Genomic DNA, 5,744 nt, shown 5'->3' on the forward strand with positions numbered 1-5,744 from the left:
CGCCGCTCAGACGCTGCGCGTGGCCACGGCCGGCGGCACGCGCGAGGCGCGCGTGGCCGGACCGAACACCGCGGCCTGCCCCAGCAACAACAGAACCACTATGCCGCCGCCGAGATAGGCCAGCGGCAGGCGCTGCGCCTCGTAGTTGCTCATGAGCCAGTAGTTCAGGCCGTAGGTCAGCACGATGCCGAGCAGCAGGCCCAGCGAGGTGATCAGGAAGTTCTCGGTCATGAAATAGCGCAGGATGGAGCCGCGCGTCGCGCCGAGCGCGCGTCGCGTGCCGATCTGCTTGGTGCGCTGGGTGACCCAGAAGCTGGCCATGCCGACGATGCCGAGCGCGGTCACCGCGAGCAGCGCGACGATGACGCCGATCAGGATGATGGTCATCGCGCGGTGTTCCTGGTAGCCCTCGGCGCGGATGCGCTCGACGGTGCGCGGCTCGCGCACGATGCGGCTGCTGTTGCTCTTGAGCATCGCGGCCTCGGCGGCCTTCATGACTTCGTCGCGGCGGCCCGGCTCGGCGCGCACGATATAGCGGCCGAAATTGCCGAACGCGACGCGCTGCGGCACGAAGGTCGAGAAGAACTCCGCATCCGGCCCCGACTCCGAGGCGAAGCCGATCCACGGCACCTGCATGCGCTCGACGACGCCGATGATGGTGCTCGGTTCGCCCTCGGAATTCAGGTAGATCTGCTTGCCGAGCGCCGACCCGTCCGGGAACAGCTTCTTCGCGAGCTCGCGCGTGACCACGACGATCGGCGGCCAGTCGATCGCGCCGGGATCGCGGTTGGTGATCTCGTCGGCGGTGAAGAAACGGCCCTCGGCGAGCTTGGCGCCGAACGCGTTCAGTCCCTGCTCGTCGGCGAAGTACATGGCCGACGGCGCGGTCGAGGTGCGCTGGCCCTTGGCCAGCGAGATGCCGGTCGACCAGCCGCCGTTGCTCATCGGCGTGGTGTTGGTCGGCGCGGCCGCGGCGACGCCGGGCAGGCCGCGCAGCAGCGCCATGTCTTCCTGCACCGAGACGTTGATGTCGAAGCCGGCGCCGAAGCCGAGGCTGCCGATCGTGAAGGTGTCGACTTCGTTGATGCCGCTGTCGCGGCTCATGAGCTGCATGCGCTGCGAGATGATGAACAGCGCGTTGCAGACGATGGCCAGGGTCAGCGCGATCTGCAGGCCGATCAGCACGAGCGCGACCTTGCTGCGCATCAGTGCGGAGAGGATGGGACGGATTTCCATGAGTGCACCTGTGGCGTTGTGCAGATCCGGCGGCAGCCGCCGGATCTGCGGCATCGGAGGGTTCGCGGGTGAATGATGCTCAGGTCTTGAGCTGGGTGGCCGGCGTGATCTGGCAGGCCTTCCAGGTCGGGAACAGGCCGGCGAGCACCGCGGCGGCGATCGACAGCGCGACGGAGGTCAGCACCATGAACCAGTCCAGATGCGCGACGTTGTTGAGGTCCGCGTAGAGTCCGCGCACGGCCATCAGCCCGAACCAGGTCAGCACGAGGCCGATCAGGCCGCCGCTGACGCCGATCACGCCGGCCTCGACGAGGTGCTGCATGAACAGCTGGCCGCGCGTCGCGCCGAGCGCGCGGCGCAGGCCGATCTCGCCGGACTTGCGCGTGAACTTCGCGAGCAGCAGGCCGACCGTGTTGACGAGGCAGACGATCAGGAACGCGAACGACAGGCCGACCTGGATCTTCGCGTCGCTCGGCACCACGCGCTGGTCGACGATCCACGCGTTCACGTCCGGCAGCCGGTTGTTCAGCGGGCGCGGGAAGCGGCCGAGCTTCTTCTGCTCGTTGACGTAGTTGTCGAGGAAGCTGTGGTACTCGGCGACGCGGGCCGGCGAATCCAGCTGCACCCAGAACTGGATCCAGACGCAGTCGGACGCCAGATAGCCCTCCCAGCCCGGCTTGGGTGAAGCCTCCCAGCAGGAGTTGTTGCCGCTGGCGCGCGTCTTGAGCTCCACGGCCGTCGTGAACGGCACGTAGTACTCCTCGGGATCGTTGAATGCGCCGTTGGTCAGGTCGTAGTACTTGACGCGCTGCTGCCATTTGTCGAGCACGCCGACGACGGTGTAGTCGATCTCGTTCAGGCGCACCTTCTTGCCGGTGCTGTCCTCGCCGCCGAACAGCTTCTCGTTGGTGTTGCGGCTCAGCACGACGACGCGGGCGTTCTCCTTGTCCTGCGCGCGGTCCCAGGGGCCGCCGTACTTGAACGGCGGCTCGAACATCGCGAAGAAGTCGGTATAGGTCGCGCGGCCCATGGCCGAGTACGGCTTGATCTCCGGGTTCTCGGGCTGCAGCGGCCAGACCACCTTGAACATCGCGGCCTGCAGGTCGGCCTTGCTGGCCTGCATCAGCGCGTTCGCATCGAGGTAGGTGACCTGGTCGGGCGGCTCGTTCGGCGCGCGATAGGGTTCTTCCGCGCTCCAGTTGTCGAGCTGCACGGCGTGCAGCTTGTCGCTCTTCCACGGAATCGGGTCGCTGCCCATGAGGTAGAACACGGTCAGGCTGGTCATGCTGGTGCCGATGCCCAGCGCGATGCCGAACACCATCAGCGCGGTCAGCAGCGGATTGCGCCTGAGGCTGTGCAGGCCGAGTTGCAGGTAGTAGGCGAACATGGGGAATTCCTCAGGCGACCGCCGCCGCGGTGTCGCTGCCGTGGGCCGGCGCGCGCAGCTGCGGCTCGGATTCGAAATCGGTGACCTGGCCGTCGATGACGTGGACGTTGCGCTGGGCGCGCGCGGCCAGCTCCGGATCGTGCGTGACCATGATGATGGTCGTGCCCTGGCGGTTGATCTCCTCGAGCAGCTCCATGACGCCGCGCGCCATCAGCGAGTCGAGATTGCCGGTCGGTTCGTCGGCCAGCAGCAGGCGCGGCGAGCCGGCCAGCGCGCGCGCGATCGCGACGCGCTGCTGCTGGCCGCCGGACAGTTCCGCCGGATAGTGCTTCATGCGCGACGCGAGACCGACGCGGGTCAGGTTCTCCTCGATGCGGCGCTTACGTTCGGCCGCATCGAAGCCGCGGTAGCGCAGCGGCACGTCGACGTTGTCGAACAGGTTGAGATCGGGGATCAGGTTGAAGCCCTGGAAGATGAAGCCGATCTTCTCGTTGCGCAGGCGCGAACGCTGGTCGTCGTTCATGCCGCGCACGTCGACGCCGTCGATCCAGAACTCGCCGCCGCTGAACTCCTCGAGCAGGCCGGCAATGTTGAGGAAGGTCGTCTTGCCCGAACCCGAAGGCCCGGTCACCGCGACGAATTCGCCTTCGCGCACATGAATGGAGAAGTCGCGCAGCGCGTGGGTCTCGATCAGGTGCGTGCGGTAGACCTTGGACAGGTGGTTCATCTTGAGCATGGCGGACTCCCGGGTCGGCATTACGTGTAGCGGGCGAAGAATCGGAACGGTGGATGCAGCAGCGGCCGCGCGCCGGGCTCCTGGGAGCCGCGGCGCGCCGCGCGGATCAGCGGGCCAGCGCGACGCGCTCGGCGCCCTTGAATTCGTCGAGGCTGGAGATGATCAGGCGCTCGCCTTCCTTGACGCCGGAGACGAGCTCGACCGCATTGAGGCTGGTCGCGCCGACCTGGATCTGGCGGCGCTCGGCCATGCCGTCCTTGCCGACGACGTAGGCCACGCGGCCGGCGCCGGAATCGACGAACGGACCGCGCTCGACCATAAGCACGTTCGGGTGCTCGTCGATCAGGATGCGCGTCGACAGGCGCTGGTTCTGGCGCAGGCCGGCGGGCTGCTCGCCGGTGAAGCGCACGCGCGCCGTGACCTGGCCGTTGACGACTTCGGGGCTGACCGCGGACAGCTCGCCGGTCAGGGTCTGGCCGGCGTTCTGGATCTGCGCCGGCATGCCCATCGCGAGATCCCGCGCGAAGGTTTCCGGCACCGGCACTTCGACTTCCATGGCCGACAGGTCGACGACGGTCAGGATGCCGCTGTTGGCCGCGACGTTGGCCTTCTGCTGCACCAGCAGCTGGCCGACCTGGCCGGCCACCGGCGAACGCAGCTTGAGCTCGTCGACCTGGCGCTGCAGGTCGGCCACGAGCAGGCGCTGGCGGTCACGCGTCAGGCGCGCGGTCTTGAGCTCGAATTCCAGGCTTTCGCGCTCGAGCGCCACGTCCTTTTTGGCATGCTCCAAGGTGATCTCGGCTTTCTGCAGCGCGTCCTTGGCGCGCATGACGTCGAGCTGCGGCAGTGCGCCGAGCTGGAACGCCTTCTGCGTGCGCTCGACTTCGCGCGCGGCGGTCTGGCGGTCGATCTCGGCCTGGTCCACCGCCTTCTGCGTGGTCAGCTGCTGCTTGCGGTTGTCGATGCTCGTACGTTCGGCCGCGAGTTCGGCGCTCTGCAGGGTCGCCTGCTCCTGCTGCAGGCGGTTGCTGAGTTCGGGGCTGACGACTTCGGCCAGTACCTGGTTCTTCTCGACCTTGTCGCCGGCCTGCACGGTCAGGGTGACTATGCCGCCGTTCGGCGCATACAGGGTCGGACTGACCGCGGCGACGACGCGGCCCTGGGCCGAGATGTCGCGCGTGAGATTGCCGCGGCGCACTTCGGCGAAGCGCAGGCGCTCGGCGCTGAACGACGCGCCGCTGCCGAGCATCCGCACCATGCCCGGCAGCAGCCAGGCACCGAGCAGCAGCGCGGCGCCGCCGATCGCGGCGTATTTCCAGTAGCGTCGCGCCGGCGCCACCGGTCGGGTCATGGCTTTGTCCTGGGCGGAGGTGTCGCGGATCATCGGTCGTGCTCCCGGTAGTTCTGCGGCGTCCGCATGCGGCGGCGCCTTCCCGGGACCCACTTCAGCAACACCCGTGCCAACTCGTTACTAATTGTTTTAAGAAGATTTTTCTTGCGCAATCCGGCCGTACGCCTGTCCGCGGACACGGTCACGGACGGCCGTACGCCGGGTCGGGGACGGGCCGCGGACAGCGGTTGCGGCGCCGCCGCGCGCGCGCCGCGGCGCGGCCTGCGACCATTGCGCCCGATGCCGCATCCAGACCGCACGTGGACCGATCGAACTTCGCCATCGATGTGCCCGACAGCCTGCTGGCCCGCGCCCAGAGCGGCGAGCTGCGCGCGTTCGAGCAGATCTACCGGCTGTTCGAGCGGCCGGTCTATACCTTGGCGCTGCGCCTGCTCAACGACGCCGACGCCGCGCGCGAGATCCTGCACGACGCCATGCTCAAGCTGTTCCAGCGCCTCGACCAGTTCCGCGGCGACGCGCCGTTCTGGGGCTGGCTGCGCCAGATCGCGCTGAACGAGGCGCTGATGCGCCTGCGCAAGGATCGCCGCATCGAGTTCGACGCGCAGGTCGACGAGGTGGAAACCGACGCGCCGCCGCCGTGGGTGCACGCCGACGGGCTCGTGCTGGAGCAGGCCCTCGGCCGGCTGCCGGCGCTGACCCGCAGCGTGCTCTGGCTCTATCACGTCGAAGGCTATTCGCATCCGGAGATCGCCGACGCTCTCGGCAAGAGCGTCAGCTTCTCCAAGTCCCAGGTCGCGCGCGGCACCGCAAGACTGCGCGGTTTCCTGGACGGCACACCGGAGTCCAAGCCATGTCTGATCGCCAATCCGCAACCGAGTTGAACGCCGCCGCCCTCGGCCGCGCGCTGCGCGGACTGCCGTCGGCGACGCCGCCCGAAGACGGCTGGGCGGCACTGGCCGCGAATCTGCGGAGCGAGGGCCTCGTGCGCGCCGACGGCGCGACGGACGCCGCGCCGCGCCGCGAAGATGCGCAGC

The 5,744-nt window shown here is 68.3% G+C and carries 5 protein-coding genes; 1 reads left to right on the forward strand and 4 read right to left on the reverse strand.

Features of this window, described 5'->3' with window-relative positions; all coding sequences use genetic code 11:
• Positions 1 to 6: 6 nt before the first annotated feature.
• The 4 genes from NON22_RS19285 to NON22_RS19300 all read right to left on the reverse strand — a co-directional run bounded on the left by NON22_RS19285 (position 7) and on the right by NON22_RS19300 (position 4,710).
• Positions 7 to 1,236, reverse strand: coding sequence for an ABC transporter permease (locus NON22_RS19285; RefSeq protein WP_257388597.1), 1,230 nt, complete (start codon positions 1,234 to 1,236; stop codon positions 7 to 9).
• Between the two features lie 79 nt (positions 1,237 to 1,315).
• On the reverse strand, positions 1,316 to 2,623 hold the full coding sequence (locus NON22_RS19290; protein WP_257388598.1) for an ABC transporter permease: 1,308 nt from the start codon (positions 2,621 to 2,623) through the stop codon (positions 1,316 to 1,318).
• A 10-nt stretch (positions 2,624 to 2,633) separates the two neighbouring features.
• The gene (locus tag NON22_RS19295; RefSeq protein ID WP_257388599.1) at positions 2,634 to 3,359 is read right to left on the reverse strand and encodes an ABC transporter ATP-binding protein; all 726 of its coding nucleotides are present in this window, start codon (positions 3,357 to 3,359) and stop codon (positions 2,634 to 2,636) included.
• Between the two features lie 106 nt (positions 3,360 to 3,465).
• Complete coding sequence (locus NON22_RS19300) at positions 3,466 to 4,710, reverse strand: efflux RND transporter periplasmic adaptor subunit (RefSeq protein ID WP_306673914.1); 1,245 nt, start codon at positions 4,708 to 4,710, stop codon at positions 3,466 to 3,468.
• A 299-nt stretch (positions 4,711 to 5,009) separates the two neighbouring features.
• Between NON22_RS19300 and NON22_RS19305 the strand changes: the two genes are divergently transcribed.
• Positions 5,010 to 5,591, forward strand: coding sequence for an RNA polymerase sigma factor (locus tag NON22_RS19305; RefSeq protein WP_257388601.1), 582 nt, complete (start codon positions 5,010 to 5,012; stop codon positions 5,589 to 5,591).
• Positions 5,592 to 5,744 lie beyond the last annotated feature (153 nt).

The sequence above is a fragment of the Tahibacter caeni genome, assembly GCF_024609805.1.
Lineage (GTDB): Bacteria > Pseudomonadota > Gammaproteobacteria > Xanthomonadales > Rhodanobacteraceae > Tahibacter > Tahibacter caeni.

What these genes read in the sequence shown, in the direction of transcription:
- NON22_RS19290 (WP_257388598.1), bottom strand. Translation starts at nt 2,623, where the DNA reads ATGTTCGCCTACTACCTGCAACTCGGCCTGCACAGCCTCAGGCGCAAT.
- NON22_RS19300 (WP_306673914.1), bottom strand. Translation starts at nt 4,710, where the DNA reads ATGACCCGACCGGTGGCGCCGGCGCGACGCTACTGGAAATACGCCGCG.
- NON22_RS19295 (WP_257388599.1), bottom strand. Translation starts at nt 3,359, where the DNA reads ATGCTCAAGATGAACCACCTGTCCAAGGTCTACCGCACGCACCTGATC.
- NON22_RS19285 (WP_257388597.1), bottom strand. Translation starts at nt 1,236, where the DNA reads ATGGAAATCCGTCCCATCCTCTCCGCACTGATGCGCAGCAAGGTCGCG.